This window comes from Marinobacter sp. L-46 (assembly GCF_056859535.1).
In genome coordinates this window covers 1-26,532 of sequence record NZ_JBSXOP010000044.1, presented here as the reverse complement: position 1 = coordinate 26,532, position 26,532 = coordinate 1, and the positions used below count along the sequence as shown (strand labels likewise).

The following is a 26,532-nucleotide window of genomic DNA, read 5'->3' as shown; positions in this document are numbered from 1 at the left end:
CCGGGTCAGCGTCTGGCGCGGATCACGCGGTGGAACAGGGGCTCCCAGCTGGTGTCTAATGGCCGCGCCGGGGTCAGGGCAAAGTCGTCCGCCGGCGGCTCCAGCAGGGTGATGTCCGGCCACAGCGTGCGCTTGCCGTCGGTGGAGGCCTGGTGCACCAGGGTAATCACAAAGCCTTCGGCATAGAAACAGCTGGCCTGCCAGAGGCCGTCAGGCTGGTCGCCGTAGAGTTCGAAGTTCTTGCGTACTTCCAGGGTTTGCAGGTTGCCGGCTATGCCCCGCCCTGTGGCTTTCAGCCAGGCTTCCTTGAGAGTCCAGACCTGCAGGAAAGAAAAAGGATCATCGGCCCGGAACAGCCACTCCTGCTCCACCGGCGAAAACCAGCGCCTGGCCACGCCGGTCCAGTCCGGCTTGCGCTGGCCCGGTTCGATGTCAATACCCAGCGGCCGGCCGCCGGTGGCCACGGCGGCCAGTTCCCGGCTGTGGCTGAGGCTGAGGCACCAGTGCGGGGGAGAAACGGTCGCCACCGGGCGTCCGTCCACCGGCCGGCAATGCTCGGGGGCCGTACCACTGGCCTGGCTAATACCCTGCCGCATCAGCCAGCGGCTGGCCAGGAATTCCCGCCTGCGGACACCCTCTAGCCGGGCCATGGTGTCGGCCTCAAAACGGGTCATCCACTCTGGCGGTGCGGGCAGGTCCCGCTGGATCTGGTGACACAGCCAGATGCGGGGCCGGTCAGGGCTGCAGGCGTTGGATGGTCCAGCCATCACCCTCTCTCACGTATTCGAAGCGATCGTGCAGCCGGCTTGGCCGCCCCTGCCAGAATTCAATCCGCTCGGGAACCACCCGGTAACCGCCCCAGAAACTGGGCAGGGGAATTTCGCCGGAGCTGAACTTGCGTTTCATCTCCGCCACTTTCTGTTCCAGCAGGCCCCGGGAAGTAATCGCCTTGCTCTGCTCCGATACCCAGGCGCCAATCTGGCTGCCCCGTGGCCGGGAGGCGAAGTATTTCAGGGATTCCGACTTGCTGACCTTTTCCACCGGCCCCTGAACACGTACCTGACGGTTCAGGCCGATCCAGGGAAACAGCAGCGCTGCCTTGGGGTTCTGCTCCAGCTCCAGCGCCTTGCGGCTGCCGTAATTGGTGTAGAACACAAAGCCCCGGTTATCGAAGTATTTCAGCAGCACGGTGCGCAGGTCCGGCATCTGGTCGGTACCGGCAGTGGCCAGCGACATGGCGTTGGGCTCAAGAATGCCGGCGGTGCGGGCATCTTCAAACCAGGCCTGGAACTGCAAAACCGGGTCGTCGTTCAGGTGTTCGCGATCCAGCCCTTCACTTTCAAAATCCCGACGCATATCGCCGATGTCCATACTGCTCTCTCCGTTGGGTTGCACAGGGAGTGTTACGTCTTGCGAGGATATCGGGTTCAGTGCCGGCTGTCAGGTCTGGCTGACAAAGACTGGCGCCCGGCGGTATGCTTGAAGGAGTATCCGGAATTTCAGTGCTGTTTCAGAGGGAGTGGTCTGTGGCCGAGCAAAAGGCAGAACGTCATCTGGCGCGAAATAGTGTCATCGTGCTGGCGGTATTGGTGGGGTTGTACGCACTGGCGGGGTTCCTGTTGCTGCCCTGGTGGCTGGAAAAAGCCCTGCCCGAACAGCTGGAACAGCGTATGGGCTGGCAGGCGCAGGTGGAAAGCATCCGGGTTAATCCGTTTGCCCTGAGCATGGAAGCCGAAGGCTTTGCCGCCCGTGACCAGGCAGACGAACCGGTCACGGCCTTCGAGAAGCTGCGGGTGGATGTGAGTTTCCTCCAGCTGGTGCGGGGCATTATCGGCTTCGAGGAAATCCGCCTGACCGAACCGGATATCCGCCTGGATCTGCTGGAAGACTACTCGGTGAACTACGCCCGGGACTGGCAAAACGCCAACCCGCCTGCCAGCGAACCTGAGCCGGTTCAGGAGCCGCCAGCGCCTTCAGAACCACCCAGGCTGTTTTTCCGGCAGATCGCCATTGAAGGTGGCCAGCTGCTGTTCCGGGATTTCTCCCAGCCGGAAGCGGCCGAATTCCTCATCGAACCGCTGGATCTTGCCCTGAACGACCTGGCCACCTGGCAGAGGGAAGAGTCTGACAGCCAGTACTCTGTCACCGCCGCCATCGGGGACCAGCACATCGACTGGCAGGGCGACCTGAGCGTAACGCCGCTGTATTCGCAGGGTCGGCTGAAGGTTTCCGACATACGCCACGACACCCTTGCCCACTTCCTGGCGCCCTACCTGCCCTGGCAGCTTCGGGACGGTGCCGTCACCGTGGAATCCCGCTACCAGCTGGCCGGTGGTGACCAGTTTGAACTGATTACCTCCGGTGGCAAGCTGTCGATCCGTGACCTGGCCCTGGCCCTGAACGAAGGTGACGAAGAGCCGGCGCTCACAACCCGGGCCCTGACCGTGAATGACATTGGCTTTGACCTCACCGCCCGGGAAGCTTCTGTGGGCATGGTGACCATCGAGGCACCGTTCGTGGCCGCCAGCCGTGATGCCGAAGGTATGGTCGACTGGGTAACCTCGCTGCCGGCCGGTGAGCAAGCGGCGGAGGCCGCCGGGGAAGAACCCGCAAGCTCCGCTCCGGCTTTCCGCTGGTCTGTTGAGGGTGTGGAACTGACCGAAGGTGGCGTCCGGTGGCGTGACCGGGTTCCGGAAACCCCGGCGGAACTGACCCTGACTGACCTGGCGGTCACTCTGGGCGGGCTGTCCCAGCAGATGGATGAGCCTGTGCCCTACAGCCTGTCGGCGGGACTGGCCAGCGGTGGCAGCCTGCGGGCAGACGGCCAGGTGACACCCGCACCGTTCAATTTTGAAGGGGCCCTGGCCGGCACAGACATCGCGCTGGCTGCGGTAGAACCCTATCTGCAGCTGGGCGCTAACCTGGCGATAAACGAAGGCCGCTTGGGCTTTGACGGCAACCTGGACCTGGACAGCCAGGATGACCCCATGACCGGTACCTTCAGCGGCACCGCACAAATTGCCGACCTGGACCTGCGGCTGGCAGACCAGGACGGGCAACTGGTGTCCTGGCAGTTGCTGCGACTGGCGCCGGTGGAATTCAACGTCAACCCGGCCCGGCTGGAAATCGGCACAGTAACCCTGGCACAACCGGCCTTTAACCTGGTGCGGGATACCGGCGGTGCCCATAACGTGGAGCGCATTGTCAAAACCGGCGCCGATGCCGGCACGGAACAAGCCGACGCGGCGCAAGATGACAGCGCAGCCGAACAATCCGGCGAGCCAGACTTTATCTTCCGCATTGGCGAGCTGCTGGTGGAGGAAGGCTCCGTAGCCTATACCGACCGCACCATGGAGCCGGTGTTTAACACCACCTTCGATACCCTGAGCGGCAGCGTAACCGGCATCAGCAACGTGCCACCCCAGCAGGGCTCGGTGAACTTGCAGGGCCGGCTGGCGGGCGTGGCGCCGGTCACTTTCAAGGGCACCCTGGGCGCCCTGGGTACGGAAGACCCCAGCGAGCTGCAACTGAATATGGACGACCTGGCCCTGCCGGTACTGTCCCCCTACTTTGGCCGTTTTCTGGGTTACGGCGTGGACAGCGGCAAACTGAAACTGGACCTGGACTACGAATTCATCGGAACCCGGCTGAAAGCTTCGAACCAGGTGGTGCTGGACCGAATGGAACTGGGCCAGGCAGTGGCCAGTGAAGAGGCGGTCAACGCCCCGGTAAAGCTCGGGCTCGCCCTGCTGACCGATCGCCAGGGCGTGATTGAAGTGGACCTGCCCATTGAAGGTGACCTGTCGGACCCGCAATTCAGTGTGGGCCAGATTGTCATGCGGGCCTTTGTGAACCTCTTGGTGAAAGCGGCGGCCTCACCGTTCAGCATGCTCGGCTCCCTGGCGGACCTGGCCGGTTTCAGCAGCGAAGAACTGGGACAGGTAAGCTTTGTGCCGGGCAGTGTGCAACTGGCCAGCGGCGAGGCGGAAAAGCTGTCTGCCCTGGCCGGCGCCCTCAATGACCGGCCGGACCTGCTGTTGAACATCCGAGGTGCCGTAGCCACCGAAGCCGATGGCCTGGCCCTGCTCAAGGCCGAGCGTGAAGCCCGGGGTGAACCGGTAACCGGTGAAGCCTGGGAGCAGGCGCAACAAGCTTATCGCAATGGTGAGCTGTCGCTGCCGCCGGAGACCCTGGGCAAACTGGCCACAGACCGGGGGGTGGCGGTGCGCCGCCTGCTGCAGGACACCCATGGTGTGCCCTCTGACCAACTGTTCACCCTGGAGCCGTCCCGGCAGGCGGCCGTGGATGATCAGGGCCAGGTGACCGTACCGTTCAACCTGGATGTACGCTGAACAACCACCGGATCAGGAAGGCTTATGGCCAGTCTAAAGGCACGTGCTGCCAGTCATTTCTTTGCCTATGTGTCGCGCCTGCGCTGGATCAAGCGTTGGGGCCTGATGCGCAATGCCATCGAAGAAAACGTGGCCACCCATTCCTGGGAAGTGGCCACCATCGCCCACGCCCTGGCGTTGATCCGCAACCGGCACTTTGACGGGGCGGTGAATGCCGACCGCATCGCCGCTGCCGCGCTGTACCACGATGCTACCGAGGTAATTACCGGTGATATGCCGACCCCGGTGAAGTACCACTCGAAAGTGATGCGGGAAGCCTTCGGGGATATCGAGCACAAGGCCGAAGCGGAACTGCTGGCGCTGTTACCCGATGACTTGCGGGAGGATTTTGCTCCCTATGTGCGGGAGTCGCAGCTGGGCCAGGCGGAGAAAGAGCTGATCAAGGCAGCAGACCGGCTGTCGGCCCTGCTGAAATGCCGGGCCGAGATCCAGACCGGCAACAAGGAATTCGAGCCGGCGGCGGAGCAGATACTCCATGGCCTGCAACAGCAGGCACTGCCGGAAGTGCTGTACTTTCTGGAGGTGTTTGCACCCAGTTACGAGCGCCCGCTGGACCATTTGCTGGGCTAGCGAGCACCGTAACCGGGTTTATGGCTTAGCTGTTGCCGGCTGAGGCCACCATGCCACCACGCAGGCCGTCCCGGCTCAGAGCGTCCCGAACGGCATCTTCAGGACTGCCGGACAGAACACCCCCGTCGCTACCAGTTGCCATTCAAAAGATGCGCCGAGAGACGCCACCAGTGCGGTCAGTGCGGCCGCCACGCCGAGGGCTAGCAACAGCAGTACGCCGGAGGTGAGTTCGGCCAGGCTGAGGGCCAGGGCCAGAATCAGCCAGAAGTGGGTAAGACTCCATTCCATAGTCAGTTTTATCCCGTTGTTGAATCAAGTGGCCGGAGCGCCCGTTTCAGAGGGCACGTGATGCCATTTTGCATGGCAGCCTAACTGTTACAGTACCGGAGTACTAAAGTACCTGCATCAGTGGCAAAAACAAGACAGAGGGTCGTAATCATGAAGGATCTCAAGAACAAAGTGGCTGTAGTAACCGGAGCCGGTTCCGGAATCGGCCGGGCCCTTGCCAGTGTGTTGGCCGCCAAAGGCTGCCGGCTGGCGCTGTCTGACGTCAATGAAGCGGGGCTGGCAGAAACCGTTGCAGCGTGTGGTGGTGCCGAAGTTCGCTCCTATCGCCTTGACGTCTCTGACCGTGATGCGATATACGCTCATGCCGAGCAGGTACGGGCAGATTTTGGTCAGGTCAATCTGGTGATCAACAATGCCGGTGTCGCACTGTCGGCGACCGTGCGGGAGATGACCGATGACGACTTCAAATGGGTCATGGATATCGACTTCTGGGGTGTGGCGCACGGCACCCGGGCATTCTTGCCACACCTGATTGCGTCCGGGGACGGCCATGTGGTGAATATTTCCAGTGTCTTCGGCCTGATTGGCGTGCCCAAGCAGAGCGCCTATAACGCGGCCAAGTTTGCCGTGCGTGGGTTTACCGAGTCACTGCGGCAGGAGATGAAACTGGAGAACCAACCGGTGAGCGTGAGCTGCGTGCACCCTGGTGGTATCCGCACCAACATCGCCAACGCCGCCCGCATGGGCAAGTCCGAGAACGGCGAAGCGCAACGCAAGGGCTTCGACAAACTGGCCATGACGACGCCGGACAAAGCCGCGGAGATCATCGTGAAAGGCATTCTGAAAAACGAGTCCCGCATACTGGTAGGCCCTGATGCGTGGGGTATTGACGCCATCAACCGACTGCTGGGTTCGGCATACCAGCCGCTGGTTGAACGTTTTTCCCGTAAGAATCTTTATATCTGACGGTTTCGGGAATCGTTCGGGAAAAACGGGTTGGTTATTTTACAGTCAGGTTTTCCCATCTATACTCAGAGGCTGATCCAGGGAAGAGTCAGCATGAACATTTTAAAACATCCGGACCTGGGCAAGACACTGGAACAGAGTCGCTCGGGTCTCAGGGATAATCATCGTCGGTCACTCGCGCGCCTGCTGTTCCTGGTGACGGGTTCAGCTCTGGTTGCGTTTGCTTGCCTCCAGATCTTCAATGGCTACGCCTGGGTGGCGGCGCTTGAATTGAGTGCCAGCGCACTGGTGTTCTTCGGTGCTGCCCGGTTGAAAACCACGCCTCATCTGCAGCAGTGGGTTTACGCCTATCTTGTTGCCCTGTTCTCGTTTTTTATTGTCATCATGCTGTTACCCGATGCCTCTGTAGCCGCGTTCGTCTGGGTGTTGATGATGCCGGTGCTGGCTTATCTGCTGTTGGGCAAACATGAAGGTATGATCCTGAGTGTACCGTTCATGTTGCTGGGCGGTGTGGTGTACTACTTCTTTCTAGAAGATGTGGGCTCTGCTCACGGCATGATTGATCTTCTCAACATGGTGTTGTGCGGCAGCCTGATGCAGATGTTCATGCACATGTACGAAGCCCGGCGTGAGGAAGCAGAGCAGCGGCTGGTCGAAGTGGCCCAGACAGATTCGCTGACCGGCCTGGCCAACCGGGCAAGTTTCCAGTCCACGCTGGCGCGCACGATTGCCGAGAGTGAACGCAGCAGTACCGCGTTTGCGCTGGTGATCATGGATATTGATCACTTCAAGAGCGTCAACGATACCCTGGGCCATGATGCAGGAGACTATGTGCTGCGCCACATCAGTCAGTGCCTGAGTGAGCGCTTGCGCACGACCGACTTCGTCGGGCGCCTAGGTGGTGAGGAGTTTGGCCTGATTCTGCGGGATGTTCGGCCGGACGATGCCTTCGAACTGATGGAAGAGCTCCGGCTCCGCATTGCGGGTCGTGAACTTCGCTACGGTGAGGCGGGTATCCGGGTGACGGCGTCATTTGGTATTGCCCAGTGGCCGGAGCACGGCCGTGAGGCCGAAGCCCTGTTCTCGGTGGCAGACCGCTATCTGTATCGGTGCAAACGCGCGGGCCGTAACCGGGTTGCTCCTGCCCACCCTCCCCGGCCCTCTGGCGCCACAGGTACGTTGGCTGGAGGTGTCCGCTGAATCGGGTATCCTTAGGCAGATAGCTTATTCCGCCAAGGACCGATCGACCATGTGTGAATTGCTGGCCATGAGCGCCAATACCCCCACGGACCTCTGTTTCAGCTTTACCGGCCTGACCCGACGTGGTGGCGAAACGGGACCCCACAAGGATGGCTGGGGCGTGGCGTTCTATGAAGGCAAGGGTGTTCGCTGCTTTCATGATTCTGATGCCAGTGCCAGTTCCCGTCTTGCCCAGGTCGTGCAAACCCACCCGATTAAAAGTGAAGTGGCCATCTGCCATATCCGCCAGGCCAATGTGGGCGAGATCTGTCTGGCCAATACCCATCCGTTCATCCGGGAACTTTGGGGGCGCTACTGGGTATTTGCCCATAACGGGCAGCTGTCCGGGTTCAGGGCACCAGAAGGATTCTATGAGCCGGTTGGCAGTACCGACAGCGAAGCGCTGTTTTGTGATCTGCTCAACCACCTCCGGAGCCATTGCCAGCGAGACGACACCACTGACCAGATTGTGGCGACGCTGGTAGCGCTCGCCAGAGCCTACGCCCGCGAAGGTGTGTTTAACCTGTTGCTGAGCAACGGCGACTGGCTGTTCACCTACTGCACCACCAAGATGGCCAGCATCACTCGCCGCGCACCTTTCGGCCCGGCGCGGCTCAAAGACACCGATGTAACCGTGGATTTTGAAGCTGAAACCACGCCCAACGATATTGTCAGTGTGATTGTCACTGAGCCGCTTACCACCGATGAAACCTGGGATATCTATCAGCCCGGGGAATGGCGGCTCTGGCACAAAGGTGAGGTGATTATGAAGGGCCAGCCGGAAAACTGAAGATTGCCCCGAACTGTGATCTGGTCGAGCTTTTCCCGGGCCCGGCTCAACCCTTTGGTGGATGGCCGGCCGCTCCCTTGTCGTTAGGATGCTGCCAAGAGTTTTGCTCAATGGCGGTATCAGAACAACAAAGGGATTTACCATGCCTGCTTCCAATCTGTCCGTAACGCTGGCCCGGCACCCGGTCGATCTGCTGGAGCGCCCCGGAATTCCGGAGGTCGGCCAGTGTGATCCCCGAACGTCTGAGCTCCTGATTCGCAAGCATGGTGGTCAGTCCAGCAGCTATTTTGCTCTGCAGCCCGCGTGCCGCCATTACTACAGCCAAGGCCTGGGACTGGTGCCCTATGTTCCGGTATCGGTGTTTGGCCAGAGAGTGGACGTGGTGCCTACCCGGCCACTGGCCCGAAGCAGGCGATGACGGAGCTTCTGCACGCGTTCGAACGTAATCTGCCCGGGCAGCCGATGTATGTGGGTGTCGACGATTCGGTGCTCAGGCCGTTAAAGGCCCTGGGCTACGACGCCACCATGATGGGCACCGAGTTTTCGGTGGATCTGGCGGGCTTTTCCCTGCGGGGCAAGGCCATGAAACAACTTCGCCATGCCCGCAACCTGCACCGGCGCTGTGCGGTGACAGTGCGGGAGCAGGAGGGGCAGGACGTTGACTGGCATCAGGTGGCCGGTGTTTCCGACGCCTGGCGTGAGCGCAAAGCGGTCAAGGAGCGGGAACTGGGATTACTGACCCGTCCGCCGGTGTTCGGCGATGAGTGGGGCGTACGAAAATTCTACGCCTATATTGATGGCCAGCTTGCTGGCTATGTGTTTTTTGATCCCTGGTTTCATGACGGGCGGATCGGGGGCTACTGCGCCAATATCCTCAGAGCGTCACCGGAGATGAATCGCCTGGGTGTTCTGGATCATATTGTGCTTCAGGCCATGAGCCAGTTCCGGGATGAAGGCGTGCCAGAGGTGTCTCTGGGTATTGCCCCGTTGCATGGAGTACGGCCGTGGGCTGGCGACCGCAAGGGCCTGCGCTGGGCTCAGCATGGTCTCTATCGATACGGCAATCGACTGTATGCATTTGCACCCCTGGCCTATCACAAGTCCCGATACCGTGGACGGGAAACACCCTGGTTTGTCTGCACGAAGAACATGAGCAGTGCCCGGGTGGTTGCCACCCTTCTCAAAGGAACCGGCCTGTTGCCAGTGCCATGAGCAGGATTTCGGAACCTGGCTCTCAGAACGGGGGAATGACTCTGGTCGGGCCGCCACCCTGTGACTATGCTGAAGCTCATCCACCACCGACGATGAGCCCCATGGTTGCCGAAACCAAACTGTCCCGGCCGGCACTGTCCTCCAGACTATTGAGCGAAATGTCCCGGTTACAGCTGCTGGACGGGGCGGAAGACGTTCCGTTCACGTTGATTTCGGCACCTGCCGGGTTTGGCAAGACCACCCTGGTCAGCCAGTGGTTGGAGGAGCGAAAACCGGTCCACGCCTGGTTCAGCCTGGACCAGAGGGATAACACCCCGGCGCTGTTCTGGAACTCTGTGGCCAGTGCCCTGGCACGGGTGGACACACGCTTTGCCATTCGGGAAAGCACACTATTGGCAGCCCTTGAGCCGAACGCCGTGGTGGATCCGGTCGCCTTGCTGGTCAACCGGCTGGCGGATTATGCGCGTACCTGGCAGGCACCCCTCAGGCTCTATCTGGTGCTCGATGATTTTCATCTGATCGACCAGCCTGATTTGCTGGAACAGGTCCGTCGGTTTATCGACTTTGCACCGGGTTTGCTCAGAATCCTGTGCCTTTCCAGAACCGACCCACCGATACGGACAGCGCAGTTACTGGCTCGGGATCGAATGTTCAAACTGGGCCCGGCCGATCTGTGTTTTGATCTGGAGCTCACCCGCAAGTTCATTCGGGGCCGGCAGCCAGAGATTTCGGATGCCGACATCACACACTTGCACGAGCGAACCGGAGGATGGCCGGCAGCGCTGCAACTGTCTGCGCTGTCTGGCCGGTTGAGCGGTCCCGGGCAGGATTCTGACGACCTCCGGGGCCGGACAGCGCTGGCCGAGTACCTGCTGGAGGAGGTATTCATCGGGCTGGAGCCGGACCTGCAGCAGTTTCTGATGGATATGAGCCTGCTGCCACTATTTTCAGCAGATATCGCCAACCAGGCCCGGAGCGCCGAAGATGCCACCGCTCTGATCGCAATGATGCGTGAGCGCAACCTGCTGTTTCAGCGCTACGGCTCCGGACAGACCTGGTACCGGTTACACGATTTGCTGGCGGAATGGTTGAGGGCCCGTCAGTCCGATCCGGACAGGGCCAGAGAGATTCAAATGGCGGGCGCCAGAGCCTTTGAACAGGCGGGGTTGACAGCCGAGGCCCTTGAACTGTTTCTGGTGACCGACTGCTATTCCGAAGCGGAAGCCTTGGTGCCGGCGCTTTTGCAGAGTGATGAACTGGCCGGGCACAGGGCCCTGCCGAAACGCTTTCCGGAAACGGTGCGAAATGTTTCTCCGGCCATCGTCCTGTTGGAGGCACTGTTTGACTTCATGGATGGCCGATATGACTCGGTGCTGAGCAAGGTGGAACAGGCCGGCGCGCTGCTGGACCAGCGCCCTGGCTCTGATCCAGACACTTTGCGGTTTATTGCACTGCTGTTGACCTGGCCTGCGGCCCGCTTCACCGGAAGGGAAGCTGCTGCTCAGACCTCAATTGTTCAGGTGTCGGAACAGCTGACGCCGGGGCGTGGCAGCCTGCATAACTGGGGGCTGTACACCCTGGGTGCTGACGCCTTTATGGATGCGCGGATGGATTCCGCCCGGATGATGCTCGGTAAAGCGCTTGCCGGCGCACTGGAGCTGGAAGACGGGCTGTGTGCCATTCGGTGCCTGGCGATTCTGGTGCCGGTCATGGTGCAGGGTGGCTGCGCAGACGACGCCCAGCGGGTTTTTCAGCGAGCTTGTGAACGCCTGGTGGGTGGGCCGCCGGCGAAAGAGCAGGCGGGTTAGTTGGCCTACCTGGAAGGCTTGCTGGCGCTGGAGCGACATGAGCTTGAACGTGCTCGTATGTGCCTGGAAGAGGCTAGTCAACTGGCCCCCGAACGGATGACATTGCTCGACCGGTTGTACCTGGCGTTTGAGTTATTTCGGCTCGGCATGATTACCGGCAATGAAGAGCAATGGCGGAGCCAGTTGCAAGAGATCTGGGAGCTGCATCAGCAGATGGCTCTTGAGGACTGGTCCCACAACATTCCTCAACCGGCTGCGCTGGAGTCGCTGGCCCAGCTGAGTGCCGGCAACGCCTTCCCGTTGATGGTCTGGGCCGGCTCGGACGGGAGCGCCCGCACCACCAGTCGTTTCAGCAGCCTGCATGAGCGATTGCTCAGGCTCGTTGGCGAGTTACTGACAGGCGCAGACGTGACCGAGGCGCTGCAACAACTGGAAGCAGACGCCATGGCCGGTGGTGTTCAGCTGGTCGTGTGCCACGTGAACCTGGTTCGGGTGTTGCTTTGCGCATTTCGTGATCAGGACCTGCCCGGCGCTGCCAGGTTGCTGGCGGAACAACTGTCGGTTTCGGTGCCCAGAGGCCTGCTGCGGCCCTTTCTCGATGCCGAGCTCCGGCTCGATGATGTTCTTGAAGAGTGCCGTCGACAAGGCTGGTCCCGGCAGGAAGCCTGCAGGGTTCTTGAACTGCGTCATGATCAGGAGCTTTCGCTCCGGTCAGGGTCATCGGCCGATCGGCCCTGCTCGGAAACCGATATGCCCGAGCCTCTGAGCCAGCGGGAACATGATGTACTGGCGCTGTTATCTGCGGGGTTGAGCAACAAAGCCATGAGCGAGCAACTGGGTATCACCGTGGCAACAGTGAAATCTCACCTCAGCAATATCTATGGCAAATTGCAGGCTGACAACCGGGTGCGGGCCATCTCCCGGGCCCGGGAGATGGGCTTGATGAACTGAACGGCCGCTGGCAGTTATTGATCCCGGGGGCTTTTGTTCACTGCAGCGTGCGACGGTTACCCTTCTTGTATTGCGGTGCGATGTACTGCTGGATCTGGCTCTTGAAACGACCGATCAGTTCACTGTTATCTTTATCCCAGGGATGGAAGCCGGGCTTGAAATATTCTGCCCAGGCTGGAATCAGACTGGAAAAGGCGCCGTTTCTGCCCCACATGCGCCACATGCCCTTGGCGGAATCTTTCACAGTAAAATGTTTGCGGTCCTTCATCACCATGCGGCCGGTGTACCAGGTGGCCACCACGCCCAGCGCGGCGGTGGCAAACAACTGATAGAAGGCCCGCTCGGCATAGGTGCCCCCCACTTGCTGGAAGACGTCGTAGGCGACCGCCTTGTGCTCGGTTTCCTCAATGGCGTGCCACACCCACAGCGGGCGCATGGATTCGTGCATGTCTTCGCGAACGTCGTCCCGCTCCAGCAGCATATCGGCCATCATCGCCGTAATATGCTCCAGAGCGCAGGTCACCGCCAACTGATGCCGTTTGGGCAGCTTGCGTGCCAGGTCCAGGATGACTTTCAGGTCTCTTTCCATTTCCTCAACCGGCATGCCCTGATCGCGTACATGCTGGTTCATGGCGATGTGCTCAAGGGAATGCATTGCTTCCTGACCGATGAAGCCTCGCACGTCCTCTTTCAGCTTGGGGTCATTGATCTGATCACGAAATGCGCGCACAGAGTCCACAAAGAACTGCTCACCTTCGGGGAAGAGCACAGACAGCGCGTTCATGGTATGGCTGATCAGGTAGTTGTTGTCCAGCCAGTAACGCGGTACTTCGTTGCCAAACTCGAAGCCCATGCGCTGAGGTTTGATGGCGACATTGTCCGGGGTGTGTGAGGCCCGGGCACCTTGTTTCGATTGGGTTGTTGTCAGCATGTTCCTACTCCTTTGCGCCAGAGCGCGTTGGCTGATGTCATAGGTCCAGTGTGGCGGAGTCGAGGGAACATCAGAATGCGCGAATGGGACGGCCATCGTTCACAATAGGCCAGCAGCCCAGAATAGATTGGCCTGAGTGACGGCCTGGCAAGTGCGAACCGCCCCACTGTGGCTGAACGGAGCTTCTGGTACAGTCTGGAACAAGACAAATATCAATATCAGGGACACACTATGGCAGCAACGGGAGCAGACACCGAACGGCAGATGCTGGGCTTGTTTCTGGTGCCTGGCGTGTATCTGCGGGTATTGGCCGAGACGGTGCGCCAGTTGGGCTACAACGACCGGACGCTCTACGAAGGGTTAGACTTTACCGCGGAGGATCTCAAGGCCAACGACAGCCGTATTTTTGTGACCGATGCGGTGTTAATGGCCCAGCGCGCGTTGCAACTGGCGGGAAAGGATGGGTTAAGCTTTCTGCTGGCCAAGGAACTGCGCCTGACCATTCACGGCACTCTCGGATTTGCTGCCCTGACCAGCCCGACCTTTGAAGGTGCGCTGGATTCGGTTCGCCGCTACTTGCAGCTGCGGGCGCCTTTTCTGAGCATGAAGCAGTCGCTGGCTGGTGATCAGGTACTGGTGCAGCTTTGTACCGAGTTTGATGTGCCGGGGTTGTACGATTTTCTGGCGGAAACCGTCAGCGCGACTCTGATTCTGCTCACCGAGCAGCTGCTTGATCGTGCCGATGCGGAAGCCCGGGGTTTTGCTCTGGAAGACGGCAAGCTGCCGGGCGTGTCGGTTCGCCTGACCACGTCGGAACCGGCCTATTATCAGCGTTTTGCCAGCCAGCTACCGGTGCGCTTCGACTATGGCCAACCGGAAGAAATGCTGATTTTTCCGCGCCAGTTGCTGGATGTCCGCATGCGCCTGGCGGATGCGGATGCCTCCCGGATGGCAAGGGATCAGTGCGAGTTCGAGTTGCAGAAGGCCCTGAAGGAACAGGGCGACATCGTGCTGGCGATCCGCAACATGCTGAGAATGACCCCGGGGCCCTTGCCGTCGCTGGAGGCCATGGCGGAGCGATTCTGTGTGTCGTCCCGGACGTTGAAGCGCCGGCTGGCGGATCGAGACACCAACTACCGCGAAATCGTGGAAGCGGTTCTGAAAGACCGGGCCATCCAGTTATTGCGCTATACCACTCAGTCGGTCAGCGAGATTGCCTATGAGCTGGGCTACGCGGACTTGTCGAATTTCAGTCGGGCATTCCGTAAATGGACCGGGAAATCGGCTTCTGAGTTCCGGGAAGATGGACCGGATCCGGCGCCGGAGGTTGGGCCCTGATTTGTGGCGCCTCGTTCTTTGGAGTTTGGTCGCAGGGTGGTGCCAGAGTTTTTTCTCTGAAAAACAACTCGCTGCGCTCAGACATCTTTTTCAGAGAAAAAACTCTGGCACCACCCCACGCCCTGTTAACTCCTGAGAAGGCGTACCTTGAATTAATTGACTGTTTTTTGCGTTCTTCATTTTTTTGCTGTTGTCTTTCCCCGACTATGCCCTGATAGTTTGCCGGACGGGGGGTTGGATTATTTTTCCCGCCAGAAAAAAGATGTCTGAGCGCAGCGAGTTGTTTTTTCCAAGGGAAAAATAATCCAACCTCCCGGCCAGCCCCCAACCCAAAAAGGCCAGGGCCGGAACCAGAACCAAAGCACAAACCCAGAAGGAAACCACCGAAGATGGAAACAAAACCAGACACCCACAGCAAACTCATTGGCTATCTGCTCTGGATCTTCGGATTCCTGGGCTCGCACCGGTTTTACTATGGCAAACCGATCACCGGCACCATCTGGTTCTTTACTCTGGGGCTGCTGTTTATTGGCTGGATCATCGATCTGTTTCTGATACCTGCCATGGACCGTGAGGCCGACAGGCGGTTTCAGGATGGTGAGATCAACTACAACATTGGCTGGATTCTGCTGACCTTCCTGGGGGTGTTTGGTTTACACCGGATGTACATGGGTAAGTGGATCACCGGCATCATTTACCTGTTTACCGGTGGCCTGTTTTTCATCGGTGTGCTGTACGACTTCTGGACCCTCAATAGCCAGATCTCCGAACGCAATAACGAGGTCCGTTTCGGCTGATTACAACCCGGCGGAAGTTTCCAGTTCCGCCAGGGCATCTTCCAGATAATCCAGCATCCGCTGCAGGCTTGGCAGGGTTCGGCGGCAGCCGATGAGGCCGAATTCTACCTGACCGTTGTAGCTGGTCAGGGTCATGTTCAGGGCCAGGCGGTCCATGGCGATGGAGACCGGGTACATGCCTTCGAGCCTGGCGCCGTTCCAGTAGCGGGGTTCGGAGGGGCCGGGTACGTTCGAGATCACCACGTTGAATGTCTGCCAGTTGGGCGCCATGCCGGTCAGCAGGTGAAACGCCGCCGGGGCCAGGGTCAGGGCGGTGTAGTTGACGATTTCTTCGGGTGACATGTGGCGGTAGCGGTCTTTGGCTTCCTGCATGCCATGATGGATCTTGATCAGACGTTGGCCAGGGTCGTGTTCGTCGGTGTGCAGGTTGGCCAGAATTACCCCCACCTGGTTGCCCTCGGCGCTGTCGTCATGGCGCAGGGAGACCGGCACAAAAGCGATAAGCGGTTTTGCCGGCAGGGCGTCCTGGTTCATCAGATAGGTGCGCAGAGCCGACGCGCACATAGCGGTGACCACGTCGTTCACCGTGGTGCCGTAGGCTTCGCAGACCGCTTTGATGCGCGTCAGGCAGTAGGATTGGGCGGCAAAGCGTCGTGAACCGGTGATTTTCTGGTTCAGCACGCTTCTCGGGGCATGGAAAATGGAATCGTAAGCCGGGTCTTTGCGGGCCTGGTTGATGGTTTTCAGCAGTTCCTTTGCTACCGTCGGGATGGTGCCCAGCTGTCGGCCGGAGCTTCCCAGCAAATGGGCCACGCTGCGCCAGAGTGACAGGCTGCCATCATCGCCACCGGAACGCGCCCTTGGTGTCATATCCCAGATCGGCGGCATGCCGGTTTCGTGCGGGTTTTCGCTCAGCATCCGGGTGGCCAGGCGCATCGCGGAAACCCCATCGATCAGCGAGTGATGCACCTTGGTGTACAGGGCAAACTGGCGGTCTTTCAGCCCTTCAATCAGGTGCACCTCCCACATCGGTCGCTCCCGGTCCATCAGGTGCGAGTGCTCGGCCGACACAAACGACAACAGCTCCCGGATGCGACCCGGCGTTGGCAGCGCTTCAAAGCGGAAGTGGTGCTCCAGGTCTAGCTGATCGTCTTCCACCCACACCGGCTGGCCCAGCCGGTAGCTCAGCCGGCGGTTGAACGGCGCGGTTACCTGATGCTGCTGCCGCAACTGCTCCGCCAGCCGGGCAACGTAATCGTCCGGGGCGTTTTCGGGAAAGGAAAACAGCTGAAGCCCACCCACGTGCATGGGTTGCTGGCGCTTTTCCAGCCAGAGGAACAATTGGTCGGTGGGGCTGAGAGGCTTCACGGTGCATCTCGTGTTGTTGAGGATAGAGATGATACTACCGCAACTTGCCCGACACCGGATTGACCCAAACAAACCCGGCTGACGTCCGTTCAGCGACCCCAGGGGCTCAGGCCGCCACCGACGCCGCCTGAGCCACCGGCACCTCCAGCCGAATCTGGTTGCCGTCCAGCAACACCGGATAGGCCCTCACCTGCACGCCCTCGTCTTCCAGACACCGCCCGGTACGCAAACTGAAATGCTGCTTATACAACGGCGAAGCCACCACCGGCTCCCCGTTCAAATCCCCCGTAATCCCCCGGGCCAGCACGTTCGAACCACTGAACGGATCGGTATGGCTGATGGCAAACAACGCCGGCAACCGATGCGGCAGATAAAACACCGCCACCGGCCCGTCCTCCGTCCAGACGGCAATGCCGGAATCCGCCACCAGATCATCCACTGTACAAACCGCTTCCCAACAAGTCCGAGCTTTCATAGCAAAGTCTCCAAATTCCAAGGTCGTTAAGTTTCCTATCCCACAAATGTTTGTGAGCGTGGGGGCCGGATTCATTTTCTGGCAGGAAAAAAGATGTCTGAGCAAAGCGAGTTATTTTTTCCAGAAGAAAATGAATCCGGCCCCCGCGCTCCGCCCCCAAAACCAGAAGGTTAGGAGGAAACGAGCTCTGGCCTCCGCTGCCCCCGCTCCGAAGTCCAACGCTGCACCGGGTCCTTCTGCAACGGCGCATTCACAAACTCCCGGAACCGCTTACGCTTCTCCGGATCCTCAACGGCGGTCTTCCACTCGCACTGATAGGTCTCCACCAGATCCGCCATATGCTGCTCCAGCTCCTCACCGATACCCAGGCTGTCCTCCAGCACCACCTGCTTCAGATACGCCAGACCCCCCTCCAGGTTTTCCATCCACACCGACGTCCGCTGCAGCCGGTCCGCCGTGCGCACATAGAACATCACCACCCGGTCAATGGTGCGGATCAGCTCGTCATCCGACAGATCGGTGGCAAACAGATCCGCATGCCGCGGCCGCATCCCGCCATTGCCGCACACATACAGGTTCCAGCCCTTCTCCGTGGCAATCACCCCGAAGTCCTTGCTCTGGGCCTCGGCACACTCCCGGGTACAGCCAGACACCGCCATCTTCACCTTGTGAGGCGCCCGCAGGCCCTTGTAGCGATTCTCCAGGGTGATCGCCATGCCCACACTGTCCTGCACGCCGTAGCGGCACCAGGTGCTGCCGACGCAGGACTTCACCGTGCGCAGGGATTTACCGTAGGCGTGGCCGGTTTCGAAGCCGGCGGCAATCAGCTTTTCCCAGATCTCCGGTAGTTCGCTCAGGGTGGCGCCGAACAGATCCACCCTCTGCCCGCCGGTGATCTTGGTGTACAGATCGTACTCCCTGGCCACCTCGCCCAGCACAATCAGCTTGTCCGGGGTAATCTCGCCGCCCGGAATGCGTGGCACGATGGAGTAAGTGCCGTTCTTCTGCATGTTGGCCATGAAGGTATCGTTGGTGTCCTGCAGCGGCACGTGGTCCGTGGCCAGGATGTGCTCGTTCCAGCAGGTGGCCAGAATGGAGCCCACCGTTGGCTTGCAGATGTCACAGCCCTGGCCCTTGCCGTATTGTTTGAGCAGGCCCCGGAAGGTGCGGATACCGTTCACCTTCACCAGATGGAACAGCTCCTGGCGGGTGTAGGGGAAGTGCTCGCACAGGTCGGTGCACACCTCCACGCCGCGCTTTTCCAGCTCGCTGTCCACCACCTTTTTGAGCAAAGCGGCACAGCCGCCGCAGCCGGTGCTGGCTTTCGTTTCGGCCTTCACGCCGCCCAGGTCGGTGCAACCGGCGTCAATGGCGCCGCAGATATCGCCCTTGGTGACGTTGTGGCAGGAACAGATGGACGCGGTATCCGGCAGGGCATCGGCCCCCAGGGCCGGGGCGCCGCCTTCGCTTTCCGGCAGAATCAGCGCTTCCGGGTTCGCCGGTAGCTCGATGCCGTTGAGGGCGTATTGCAGCAGGGTGTCGTAGGGGCCGTTGTCGCCCACCAGAATGGCGCCCAGCAGAGTCTTGCCGTCCTGGCTCACCACCATGCGCCGGTAGTGGCCGGCCTGCTCATCGTGAAAACGGATATTGCGTGCACCCGGGGTCTGGGCGTGGGCATCGCCAATGGAGCCCACATCCACCCCCAGCAACTTGAGCTTGGTGCTCATGTCGGCGCCGGTAAAGGCGGCGCTGGCGTCGTTGTTCAGCTCGGCTGATAGCGTGCGGGCCATGGTGTAACCCGGCGCCACCAGGCCAAAAATGCGGTTATTCCAGAGTGCGCATTCGCCGATGGCATGAATATTCGGGTCGGAAGTGGTGCATTGATTGTTGACCACAATGCCACCGCGCTCGCCCACCTCCAGACCGCAGGCCCGGGCCAGGGTATCCTGGGGGCGGATGCCGGCGGAGAACACAATCAGGTCGGTCTCCAGATGGCTCTCATCCGAGAAATTCATCCGTAGCCGCGCACCGCTTCCCGGCACGATGGCGGTGGTGGCTTTCTCGGTGTGCACCTGTACGCCGAGGTCCTCGATCTTCTGACGCAACAGGGCGCCACCCTGATCGTCCAGCTGCACCGGCATCAGGCGCGGGGCGAATTCCACCACATGGGCCTGCAGGCCGAGGCTTTTCAGGGCATTGGCTGCTTCCAGCCCCAGCAGACCGCCGCCCACCACCACGCCGGTTTTTGCCGATTGGGCGCTGGCCTGAATGGCGTCCAGGTCGTCCAGGGTGCGGTACACGAAGCATCCGTCCCGGTCGTTGCCTTCAATCGGCGGTACAAACGGATAGGAGCCGGTGGCCAGTACCAGTTCGTCATAGGGATAGACGCCCTTGGCGGTGGTTATCACCCGGGCGTCCCGGTCGACGGCGGTAACCGGCTCGTTCAGGTGCAGATCAACGCCCTGCTCCGCATACCAGTCTGCCGTGCCCATCGCGAGATCCGCATGGCTGGAGCCGCTGAAGTACTCCGACAGATGCACCCGGTCGTAGGCCAGTTGCTTCTCTTCCCCGAACACCAGAATGTTAAAACTCCCGGCAGCCGGCGACTGGGTGAATTGCTCCAGGAAGTGATGACCAACCATGCCGTTGCCGATCACAATCAGGGTTTGTTTACTCATGGTGTTGTCCTCTCTCATGGCAACGGCTCAGGCCGCTGCGTCGCAATAGGGTTTGCCGAAGGCGATGGTGTCCCGATAGCGGGAAATGTTGGCGCCGGAGCGAATTAGTTGGCTGTACCAGAGGCTGTTGGTGGTGTCGCCCAGCAGGATGGCCCCGGTCAGCCGGTTGCCATCCACCAGCAGTTGGCCGTATACGGCCCGTGTCCGGTCCTGCCACTCAATGAGTTCGGTGTGTTCACCCGGGGCTATGCGGCCGCAGGAAAAAATGGCCAGATCACTGATCTTCAGGCGGGTGGCCACTTCTCCGGGCTCGAATGTCCCGGCGCCCGGCGCCTGGCAAAGATGCTGTGCGAGGATGCGCGCCTGCTCGTAACCCGGCTCGACCAGGCCAAAGGTGTGGTCATGAAACTGGCAGCACTCACCCAGTGCGTAGACATGCGGGCTGGACGTCATCAGGTGCGGATCGACCCGAACACCCCGGTCACAGGTGAGGCCGGCGTCAGCGGCCAATCCCTTGTTAGGTGTAATACCGGTGGCAATAACCACCAGGTCAGTGGCCAGAACCGTTCCGTCGCCCAGTTCCACGGCGCGGACCTGATGCCTGCCGAGCAGGGAGACGGGCGAGGTGCCGGTTCGGATATTCAGCCCCCGTTGCTGTAATCTACGCCGCAGAATATCGCCGGCGATGGGGTTCAGCTGGCGGTTGAGCAGGTGGCCGCTGCGGTGCAGAACCGTAACCTTCATGCCCCGGGCCCGCAGCCCTTCGGCCGCCTCCAGGCCGAGAAAGCCGCCGCCGATCACCACGGCCCGACGGTGTGTCTTCGCCTGCCGGATCAGCGTGCGGGTGTCGGCCAGATCCCGGAAGTTCATCACGCCGTCAAGGTCTTCACCTGGGAGGCCAGGGCGGGAGGGGCGCGCTCCGGTGGCCAGCACCAGCGTGTGGTAGGGCTGAATGCGGCCACAGACGGTTGTTACCTGGCGCTGGCCCGGATCGATATGGGTGACAGGCTCGTGCTGGTGCACCTCAATGCTGTGTTTCCGGAACCACTGCCAGGGTTTCAGTTCCAGACCGGTTTCCTGAATCTGATCAGCCAGTACCGACGACAACTGGATCCGGTTGTAGGCAGCGAAGGGCTCACCGTTAAACACCACAATCCGGCTGAACGGATGCCCCTGGGCTACCAGTTGCTCCAGCAGCCGCTGCGCGACCATGCCGTGGCCGCAGATCACCAGCGGGTTGTCCTGTGTGTGTTCCATGGAATTGAACTCCTCCAGCAACGAAAAAAGCCGGAGCATCATGCTCTCCGAAGAGAACAGATGGTCCGGCACCAATGCCAACAACAATGATCTGATGGTCCGGCCTGATTCCATGGCCGGGACAGTCGTCCTTGATTAAGGATTAGCGATCTTCGTGCCAACTTTCCATACCATTATTATTCAATGAGTTACAGTAAATCGATGGAGGAGACGGGCTGGTTAGAGTGAAAAGGGTGCCCCGGGATGGGGCGAGGTGCACGATGATTGGGCCGGAAGGGGTGGCCTGTAAATTGCTGCATACCGGGCAGACAGGAACAAATTGTGTAATGACACCAGGAGCTGCACCATGAACAACAAACGCCATGCCCATGTGACCGCGCCAGCGACGGCTGCGGAATTCCTGATGGCCTCCCGGCAGTGTGAGATCCGTAACCTGGAATACTTTCTGCAGATGGGGCGGTTGGTGCAGAGCGTTGGCAACCTGGTCCATGGCCTGCAAAGGGAGCGTGGTGCCACCAACCTTTATCTGGGGTCCGGTTGCCAGCGCTTTGCCCGGGAACGGACCTTCATGGCCGGCGAGAACGACCAACTGGCCGCCACCTTCCGGCGGGCACTGGCAGACATTCAGGAGGATCTCACCACCCATCCGGTCAGCAGCCCTCTGCTCGGGCACATCGCCAGCGCCCTGCACAGCCTCGATCAATTGCCGGGGTTACGGCAGAGAGTGAATGAACAGGTGGCCAGTGTCTCGGAGGCCACGGAGTGGTTTTGCGACAGTATTCATCAACTGATTACCGTGGTTTTCGAGGCGGCTGAAACCGTGGCCGAGCCTTCTATCGCCGGCCTGCTGGTAGCCATGGTGCATGTGATGAATGGCAAGGAATACTGCGGTCAGGAGAGGGCCGCAGGCTCGGCGGGATTCTCCAGCGGGCACTTCGATAACGCACTGTCCCGGCGCATGATGCACCTGGTTGAAGCACAGGAACGGTGCTTTGAGGTGTTTATCGGCTTTGCTAACGAAGACAGCCTGTCGCTCTGGCAAGCCCTGCGCGCTCACCCGCGGGAACTGGAAATCGAGCGGATGCGACAGACGGCCGTCTCGGTCGGGCGTTACAAGTCCCTGGATAACGAGATGGCCGACCGCTGGTTTAACCTGATGACCGACCGTATGGACGATTTGAAGAAGATTGAGGATTCGGTGGAGAGCGCCTTTCACCATCGCTGCGTTCAACGCTACACCGAAGCCCGCCATTCCCTGGCTCACCAGGAAACCCTGCTGGCCTCGCTGGAACAACGCCATGCCTCCACAACGCCCGTGCTGGTGGTGTGCGATAACGGTGTAGAGGCCGGAGCTGCCGACGCGTGGGCCGGGGAAGGTGTCGGGCAGCAATCAGGCCGATCCATCTTTGACCTGGTCCAGGAACAGACCCGCCGCCTGCGCCAGATGTCTGAAGAATTGCAGAGTGCCAAAGAAGCTCTGGAAGATCGTCGTACCCAGGAAAAGGCCGTCCTGCTGTTGATGGAACACCGCAACATCAGCAATGACGAAGCCCACCGCCTGCTGCGAAAACTGGCCATGGACCAGGGCAAGCGACTGCCCGAAGTCGCCCGGGCACTGGTATCCATGGCAGGGGTCTTAAGCTGATACTTGAACCAGGCCGGGACGGGGCGCCCCGCCCCGGCATAAAGTCAGGCCGAAGCTGAATGTTTTGCTGCCGGCGCCTCGGGTTTTGCACTGCTGCCGCGGCGACTGTTCAGTGACTCCAGCTTGCGCTGCTTCTCGTAAAGGAACGACAACACCTCCTGCCGGTAATGCACATATTTGGCATCATCCGCCAGGGCCACACGATTGCGAGGCCTTGGCAGATCAATGTGCAGATCCTCCCCCACCGTGGCTGCAGGGCCGTTGGTCATCATGATAATGCGGTCGGACAACAGCACCGCCTCGTCCACATCGTGGGTAATCATGATCACGGTATTGTTCAGCTCCTGCTGAATTTCCATCAGTGAATCCTGCAAATGGGCCCGTGTCAGGGCATCCAGCGCCCCGAACGGCTCATCCATCAGCAACACACTGGGTTTCATGGCCAGTGCCCGGGCGATACCCACCCGCTGCGCCATCCCCCCGGAAATCTCGCCAGGCCGCTTGTTGGCGGCGTGGGCCATATTCACCAGTTCCAGGTTATGGGTGATCCAGTCCTTGCGCTCCTGCCGGGTCATCGACTTGCGAAACACCTGCCGGACCGCCAGTTCCACGTTTTCATACACCGTTAACCAAGGCATCAGGGCATGATTCTGAAACACCACCGCCCGCTCGGGGCCGGGGGAATTTACCTCATGCCCATCCAGCACACAGCCACCCCTGGAGGCCTGCAGTAACCCGGCAACAATGTTAAGCACCGTTGATTTCCCGCAGCCGGAATGGCCGATCAGTGAAACAAACTCCCCTTTCTGGATCTTCAAGTTCACGTTGTCCAGGGCAACGAAGGGTCCTTTCGGCGTATCAAACGCCATCTCGACTCCGGTTAGTTCCAGATGTGTCTTATTCATTCCATGCCATCTTTTTCTGAATTAACAGCATTACCCGATCCAGCAAAAACCCGATAAACCCGATGGCCAGCACCGCCACCATAATCCGACTCAAAGACTGGCTACTGCCATTCTGGAACTCATCCCAGACGAACTTACCCAGCCCCGGGCTCTGCGCCAGCATCTCAGCGGCGATCAGCACCATCCAGGCAATACCCAGCGACACCCGCAAGCCGGTAAAGATCATCGGCACCGACGAAGGCAAAACCACCTTGCGCACGTGGGTCCAGAATGACAGCCGCAGTACCCGGGAGACGTTCAGCAGATCGGGACTCACTGCGGCTACCCCAACACTGGTATTAATCAGCGTCGGCCACAGACTGCACAGGGTGACTGTAATCATCGAGGTCAGGAACGACTTCTCGAACATCGGATCGTCACTGACATAGGTGGCGGACACCACCATGGTCACCAGCGGCAGCCAGGCCAGCGGAGAGACCGGTTTGAAGATCTGTATCAGGGGATTCACCGCAGCCTGGAAGTACCGGTTCAGGCCAAAGACAATGCCCAACGGCACTGCAATCAATGACGCCAGGGCGAAACCGGCCAGTACGGTCAGTAGGCTGGTGACCACCTGGTCGAGAAAGGTGGGCGCGCCCGGGTAATCCCGGATGCGGACGTCTGCCTGCGGATTGTCGGCCAGAATGCGGGCATTACGCTCCTCCTGCATGGTGATGAACTTATCGGCCCGCTCCCGCTGGCTGGCGTGCTCCTGCCACAGTTGTCCGGATTGCTCCCACACCTGCACCGGGCCGGGGAAAGCCCCCAGGGAGGTTTCCACCTGCGGTGCGGCCAGGTGCCAGAAGCCGAGGAAGAGCAGAATACCAACCAGCGGCAACAGCAGCTCTTTGCCCCGCGTGAGCCATTCGCGCGGATGCATACCGGAAAGCAGCTGGCGGCTGCCACTGGCCATGGACTGACCGATTCTTGCACTTAACGTAGTCATTTTTAGCCCTCCCTCACGGTGTCTCTGACCCTTTCAGGCCGATACTGAAACGATCGATGTAGGCGTTGGGTTGGCGCGGAGTGAACGGTACACCGTCAATCAGCTCACCCTGCATTGGACGTTCAAAGTTCTCCTGGGCAAAGTCCGGGAAGTCACTGGCGGTCATCAGGCCGTCCTCGATCAGTGACTGGGCGGCTTCGGCGTAAAGATCGCCCCGATACACCCGGGCTGCGGTCTTCATGTACCAGTCGTCGGATTTCGCCTCGGGAATCTGTCCCCAGCGACGCATCTGGCTCAGGTACCAGATCGCATCAGACGGATAGGGGTAGGTGGCGTGGTAGCGGAAGAAGACGTTGAAATCCGGTACTTCCCGGACATCGCCCTTTTCATACTCGAAGGTGCCGGTCATGGAGTTGGCAATGACTTCCCTGTCGGCCCCCACGTAGCTGGGACGCGCCAGAATGTCCACGGCGGCTTCCCGGTTGGCGTTCTGGTTTTCGTCCAGCCAGTAAGCGGCGCGGATCAGCGCCCGCAGTAAACGCAGGTGGGTGTTGGGGTATTGCTCCGCCCAGGATTCGGTCACCCCGAATACCTTTTCCGGGTTGTTGGGCCAGATTTCGTAGTCGGTAATCACCGGCACACCGATGCCCTTGAACACCGCCTGCTGGTTCCAGGGTTCACCCACGCAGTAGCCCTGGATGGTGCCCGCTTCCATGGTGGCCGGCATTTGCGGCGGTGGCGTTACGGAAAGGTGCACGTCGGCCTCGAGGGTGCCGCTGGTGTCACCGCGCTGGGGCGCGTAGAAGCCGGGATTCAGGCCACCGGCGGCCAGCCAGTAACGCAGTTCATAATTGTGGGTGGACACCGGAAACACCATGCCCATGCGGAAGCGCTCGCCATTGGCACGGGTCTGCTCCACCACGGGCTTAAGGGCGCTGGCTGAAATCGGGTGGGCCAGACGCTCGCCTTCCATCTCCAGGTTCGGTTTCATCGCTTCCCAGACATCGTTGGACACGGTAATGCCGTTGCCGTTGAGGTCCATGCTGAAGGCGGTGATGATGTCGGCTTGGGTGCCATAGCCTATGGAGGCGCCCAGCGGCTGGCCGGCCAGCATATGCGCACCGTCCAGTTCGCCGGTGATCACCCGGTCCAGCAACACCTTCCAGTTCGCCTGGGCTTCGAGCTCCACGAACAGGCCCTCGTCCATGAAGTAGCCCTGTTCCCAGGCAACCGCCAGCGGGGCCATATCCGTGAGCTTGATGAAGCCAAGCCTCAGGTCGGGTTTCTCCGCCGGGCCAATCTCGGCCTGGGCCAGGGAACTCAGACCGATCAGGGTGGCGGTCAGTAAAGGTCGAACATAATGGTTCACTGTCTTCATCGGGATGCCTCTCGGTTCTTTCATTCCAGACGCGCAAAAAAAAAGCGCCTGCCTCCGTTGCCGGAGAGCAGGCGCCGATGCCTGTAAATGAGAGCTGTGATGTCGTGATGGTTCACTAATTCCTGAATCCGTGACTTCAACGAGCTGAACTCACGCCCAAAGCCTGCAATAACAAGGCTTAGAGCGATATAATAGCATCTGACACCCATTCACCCAGTTAGTGCTTTCGGCTCATGCGTACCTTCACTCTCCAGCAATCCCGAACTGAAGTCTATACACCCAACGGCGGGCTGGCCCTGGTCGGTCATTGCCTGAACCGGCATACATCGCTCACCAAAACCGCCCGCACCGTCGTCAAGCGGCACGGTATTCCGAACATTGAGCTGATTCGAACCTACCTTGGCCTGATCACGCTGGGCAAGAGTGACTTCGAGGCGGTCGAGCCGGTTCGAACGGACCCATTTTTCAAGTCTGCGCTGGGCATCAAGCAATCGCCATCGTCGGCCCGGTTGCGCCAGCGATTTGATGAAGACGCTCAA

Annotated in this window: 23 protein-coding genes and 1 pseudogene; 13 read left to right on the top strand and 11 right to left on the bottom strand. The window is 60.2% G+C overall.

Annotated features, from left to right (window positions below; genetic code table 11):
- Nucleotides 1–5 precede the first annotated feature (5 nt).
- Nucleotides 6–767: a 4'-phosphopantetheinyl transferase superfamily protein gene (locus AC13DJ_RS04910; protein WP_476131650.1), complete on the bottom strand. Its 762-nt coding sequence runs from the start codon at nucleotides 765–767 to the stop codon at nucleotides 6–8.
- Nucleotides 736–1,371, bottom strand: coding sequence for a pyridoxamine 5'-phosphate oxidase (gene pdxH / locus AC13DJ_RS04905; RefSeq protein ID WP_022990509.1), 636 nt, complete (start codon nucleotides 1,369–1,371; stop codon nucleotides 736–738). Before pdxH ends, AC13DJ_RS04910 begins: the two co-directional genes overlap by 32 nt.
- Nucleotides 1,372–1,526: 155 nt before the next feature.
- On the opposite strand from pdxH, the gene AC13DJ_RS04900 reads away from it, so the two are divergent.
- Both AC13DJ_RS04900 and yfbR read left to right on the top strand, forming a co-directional pair.
- Nucleotides 1,527–4,352 (top strand): DUF748 domain-containing protein, encoded by a 2,826-nt coding sequence (locus AC13DJ_RS04900; protein WP_474539668.1) that lies wholly within the window; start codon nucleotides 1,527–1,529, stop codon nucleotides 4,350–4,352.
- A 24-nt stretch (nucleotides 4,353–4,376) separates the two neighbouring features.
- Nucleotides 4,377–4,982 carry a 5'-deoxynucleotidase gene (gene yfbR / locus AC13DJ_RS04895; protein WP_022990511.1) on the top strand — a complete coding sequence of 202 codons (606 nt, stop codon included), beginning with the start codon at nucleotides 4,377–4,379 and terminating at the stop codon, nucleotides 4,980–4,982.
- Between the two features lie 75 nt (nucleotides 4,983–5,057).
- Here yfbR and AC13DJ_RS04890 read toward each other — a convergent pair whose 3' ends face one another.
- Complete coding sequence (locus AC13DJ_RS04890) at nucleotides 5,058–5,270, bottom strand: hypothetical protein (protein ID WP_474539666.1); 213 nt, start codon at nucleotides 5,268–5,270, stop codon at nucleotides 5,058–5,060.
- Between the two features lie 150 nt (nucleotides 5,271–5,420).
- Between AC13DJ_RS04890 and AC13DJ_RS04885 the strand changes: the two genes are divergently transcribed.
- From AC13DJ_RS04885 to AC13DJ_RS04855, 7 genes are all read left to right on the top strand, one after another.
- Nucleotides 5,421–6,236, top strand: coding sequence for an SDR family NAD(P)-dependent oxidoreductase (locus AC13DJ_RS04885; protein WP_474539664.1), 816 nt, complete (start codon nucleotides 5,421–5,423; stop codon nucleotides 6,234–6,236).
- A 93-nt stretch (nucleotides 6,237–6,329) separates the two neighbouring features.
- A complete protein-coding gene (locus AC13DJ_RS04880; RefSeq protein WP_474539662.1) occupies nucleotides 6,330–7,436 on the top strand; it encodes a GGDEF domain-containing protein in 1,107 nt (368 codons plus the stop codon).
- A 49-nt stretch (nucleotides 7,437–7,485) separates the two neighbouring features.
- Entirely contained in the window at nucleotides 7,486–8,265 is a 780-nt protein-coding gene (locus AC13DJ_RS04875) for a class II glutamine amidotransferase (RefSeq protein ID WP_474539660.1), read from the top strand.
- A 142-nt stretch (nucleotides 8,266–8,407) separates the two neighbouring features.
- Nucleotides 8,408–8,683, top strand: coding sequence for a hypothetical protein (locus AC13DJ_RS04870; RefSeq protein ID WP_482933750.1), 276 nt, complete (start codon nucleotides 8,408–8,410; stop codon nucleotides 8,681–8,683).
- Nucleotides 8,680–9,477 carry a DUF2156 domain-containing protein gene (locus AC13DJ_RS04865; RefSeq protein ID WP_474539656.1) on the top strand — a complete coding sequence of 266 codons (798 nt, stop codon included), beginning with the start codon at nucleotides 8,680–8,682 and terminating at the stop codon, nucleotides 9,475–9,477. The genes AC13DJ_RS04870 and AC13DJ_RS04865 overlap by 4 nt, the downstream gene beginning before the upstream one ends.
- 101 nt (nucleotides 9,478–9,578) lie before the next feature.
- Entirely contained in the window at nucleotides 9,579–11,285 is a 1,707-nt protein-coding gene (locus AC13DJ_RS04860) for a winged helix-turn-helix domain-containing protein (protein WP_474539654.1), read from the top strand.
- Nucleotides 11,286–12,236: a helix-turn-helix transcriptional regulator gene (locus tag AC13DJ_RS04855; RefSeq protein ID WP_474539652.1), complete on the top strand. Its 951-nt coding sequence runs from the start codon at nucleotides 11,286–11,288 to the stop codon at nucleotides 12,234–12,236.
- A 37-nt stretch (nucleotides 12,237–12,273) separates the two neighbouring features.
- On the opposite strand, the gene AC13DJ_RS04850 is transcribed toward AC13DJ_RS04855, so the two are convergent.
- A complete protein-coding gene (locus AC13DJ_RS04850) occupies nucleotides 12,274–13,167 on the bottom strand; it encodes a metal-dependent hydrolase (RefSeq protein WP_474539650.1) in 894 nt (297 codons plus the stop codon).
- 231 nt (nucleotides 13,168–13,398) lie between these two features.
- Between AC13DJ_RS04850 and AC13DJ_RS04845 the strand changes: the two genes are divergently transcribed.
- Both AC13DJ_RS04845 and AC13DJ_RS04840 read left to right on the top strand, forming a co-directional pair.
- Nucleotides 13,399–14,505: a helix-turn-helix domain-containing protein gene (locus AC13DJ_RS04845; protein WP_474539648.1), complete on the top strand. Its 1,107-nt coding sequence runs from the start codon at nucleotides 13,399–13,401 to the stop codon at nucleotides 14,503–14,505.
- Nucleotides 14,506–14,894: 389 nt separating this feature from the next.
- Nucleotides 14,895–15,302 carry an NINE protein gene (locus AC13DJ_RS04840; RefSeq protein WP_474539646.1) on the top strand — a complete coding sequence of 136 codons (408 nt, stop codon included), beginning with the start codon at nucleotides 14,895–14,897 and terminating at the stop codon, nucleotides 15,300–15,302.
- Here the strand turns inward: AC13DJ_RS04840 and AC13DJ_RS04835 are convergent, their stop codons facing one another.
- The 4 genes from AC13DJ_RS04835 to AC13DJ_RS04820 form a co-directional block, all read right to left on the bottom strand.
- On the bottom strand, nucleotides 15,303–16,670 hold the full coding sequence (locus tag AC13DJ_RS04835) for a WS/DGAT/MGAT family O-acyltransferase (RefSeq protein WP_474543560.1): 1,368 nt from the start codon (nucleotides 16,668–16,670) through the stop codon (nucleotides 15,303–15,305).
- Between the two features lie 106 nt (nucleotides 16,671–16,776).
- Nucleotides 16,777–17,145, bottom strand: a complete 369-nt coding sequence (gene nirD / locus AC13DJ_RS04830) for a nitrite reductase small subunit NirD (protein ID WP_474540922.1) — start codon at nucleotides 17,143–17,145, stop codon at nucleotides 16,777–16,779.
- Between the two features lie 170 nt (nucleotides 17,146–17,315).
- Nucleotides 17,316–19,823 (bottom strand): nitrite reductase large subunit NirB, encoded by a 2,508-nt coding sequence (gene nirB, locus AC13DJ_RS04825; protein WP_482933749.1) that lies wholly within the window; start codon nucleotides 19,821–19,823, stop codon nucleotides 17,316–17,318.
- Between the two features lie 27 nt (nucleotides 19,824–19,850).
- Nucleotides 19,851–21,080 carry an NAD(P)/FAD-dependent oxidoreductase gene (locus AC13DJ_RS04820; protein ID WP_482933748.1) on the bottom strand — a complete coding sequence of 410 codons (1,230 nt, stop codon included), beginning with the start codon at nucleotides 21,078–21,080 and terminating at the stop codon, nucleotides 19,851–19,853.
- 346 nt (nucleotides 21,081–21,426) lie between these two features.
- On the opposite strand from AC13DJ_RS04820, the gene AC13DJ_RS04815 reads away from it, so the two are divergent.
- On the top strand, nucleotides 21,427–22,725 hold the full coding sequence (locus AC13DJ_RS04815; RefSeq protein WP_482933747.1) for a nitrate- and nitrite sensing domain-containing protein: 1,299 nt from the start codon (nucleotides 21,427–21,429) through the stop codon (nucleotides 22,723–22,725).
- Between the two features lie 44 nt (nucleotides 22,726–22,769).
- Here the strand turns inward: AC13DJ_RS04815 and AC13DJ_RS04810 are convergent, their stop codons facing one another.
- The 3 genes from AC13DJ_RS04810 to AC13DJ_RS04800 are packed head-to-tail and all read right to left on the bottom strand — an operon-like array spanning nucleotide 22,770 to nucleotide 25,993.
- Entirely contained in the window at nucleotides 22,770–23,630 is an 861-nt protein-coding gene (locus AC13DJ_RS04810) for an ABC transporter ATP-binding protein (protein ID WP_482933746.1), read from the bottom strand.
- Complete coding sequence (locus AC13DJ_RS04805) at nucleotides 23,623–24,615, bottom strand: ABC transporter permease (RefSeq protein WP_482933745.1); 993 nt, start codon at nucleotides 24,613–24,615, stop codon at nucleotides 23,623–23,625. The genes AC13DJ_RS04810 and AC13DJ_RS04805 overlap by 8 nt, the downstream gene beginning before the upstream one ends.
- A 13-nt stretch (nucleotides 24,616–24,628) precedes the next feature.
- Complete coding sequence (locus AC13DJ_RS04800; protein ID WP_474540917.1) at nucleotides 24,629–25,993, bottom strand: CmpA/NrtA family ABC transporter substrate-binding protein; 1,365 nt, start codon at nucleotides 25,991–25,993, stop codon at nucleotides 24,629–24,631.
- Nucleotides 25,994–26,226: 233 nt separating this feature from the next.
- On the opposite strand from AC13DJ_RS04800, the pseudogene AC13DJ_RS04795 reads away from it, so the two are divergent.
- Nucleotides 26,227–26,532: pseudogene (locus AC13DJ_RS04795) on the top strand (IS1380 family transposase); the annotation flags it as partial.